At 64.6% G+C, this 1,301-nt stretch carries 1 protein-coding gene; it reads right to left on the bottom strand.

Going from position 1 to position 1,301, the window contains the following annotated elements; translation table 11 throughout:
- Positions 1 to 31 precede the first annotated feature (31 nt).
- Positions 32 to 1,129, bottom strand: a complete 1,098-nt coding sequence (locus tag QR64_RS05940) for an ISAs1 family transposase (protein WP_039584509.1) — start codon at positions 1,127 to 1,129, stop codon at positions 32 to 34.
- Between the last annotated feature and the right edge of the window lie 172 nt (positions 1,130 to 1,301).

The following is a 1,301-nucleotide window of genomic DNA, read 5'->3' as shown; positions in this document are numbered from 1 at the left end:
CAGGGCCCCGGCAAAGTCGTGTAATTGCATGTCAGATGGTGTGAAGTAGCTCGATCGGCCGGTGTGGATCACGACTGTGATGCCGTAGGGCGGTAGCGATGCTGGCGTGGCCGGCGAGTCGGAGGATACCGACGACCGTGTTTCGAATGGTGGCCATGACCTGCGGCCCACTGCCGGTGCGGATGGCGCAGCGGTCCTCGTCGAACGTGACATCACGAACCCAGTGCAGCCGGTTCTCGATGCCCCAATGCCCACGAATCCATGCCGCGACCTGGGCTGGAGCCGCGCAGGTCATCGGCATCGAAGTGATCAGATAGACGACCTCGACACTCTTGCGGCCGTTTCTGGTGACGGTCCGGCGGACCTGCAGAACCTGCGTGGCGTGCGGGAAACCGAGACCGGCATCGACCTCGGTGGCCTTGATCGTGCGGCACTCCCGTCGTCCGTGACCACGACCCCTGATCGTTGATGAGACCGGAATATCGTTCCAGGGCAACGACTTCAGCAAGTTCCGCAGGGATCTCTGGTTGTTCTTGACGGTGAACACGTAGTGCCCGCCCCGTGAGGCGATGTACTCGGCGGTGACCCGCTGACAGTGCAACGCATCTGCGGTCACGACCACATCGGTGAGGTCAAGCCCGGCCAGGAGGTCGACGATCAGCGGGATCTCGTTCGTTTTCGCACCGACCTCGACCTGCCCGAGGACCACCCCACTGTTGTGGTCCATGGCCGCCAACAGGTGCGTCAGATGCCCGGCTGCATCCTTCGCCCCGCGCAGTGTCTTTCCGTCGACCGCGATCACCCGGCGCCCGTCGACGACCCGGGTCCGCATCCAGGCCCATATCCCGATGACCTGGTCGAACACGCCTGCGTCGAGGCGTCCGAGGGTGCGGCGGATCGTCGATTCCGACGGTGGCCGGCCCTCGATGCCGAGTCGGCTCCGGACATCGTTCGGGGCGTCGTGCACCCATTCGGCGACCGCGGTGAACGATCTCGCGCCGGCGCACACCGCGGCCAACGCGACCGCCAGGATCACCGTCAACCGGTGCCGAACCCCGCGACGCGCTCGCGGATCGGGGACCAGATCGAGCACCTCGAGGATCCCGGTGTCCGACACCGGAACAGACATGGGCGAAGATGGAGCTGCGGGCACGACTCGTTCCTGGTTGTGACGATTGTGTAGGAACTTGAATCATCACCGAGACGGTCGTGCCCGCCCCAATCCACGTCCCTGATCGTGCGCCATCCCACCTTGAAACCGCAGGTCAGCTGGTCTTACTTACGACTTTGCCGAGGCCCTG

The sequence above is a fragment of the Rhodococcus sp. Chr-9 genome (genome assembly GCF_000801125.1).
Taxonomy (GTDB): domain Bacteria; phylum Actinomycetota; class Actinomycetes; order Mycobacteriales; family Mycobacteriaceae; genus Rhodococcus; species Rhodococcus pyridinivorans.
Note: the sequence above shows the minus strand (reverse complement) of the source record. Positions and strands in the feature narration are given on the sequence as shown.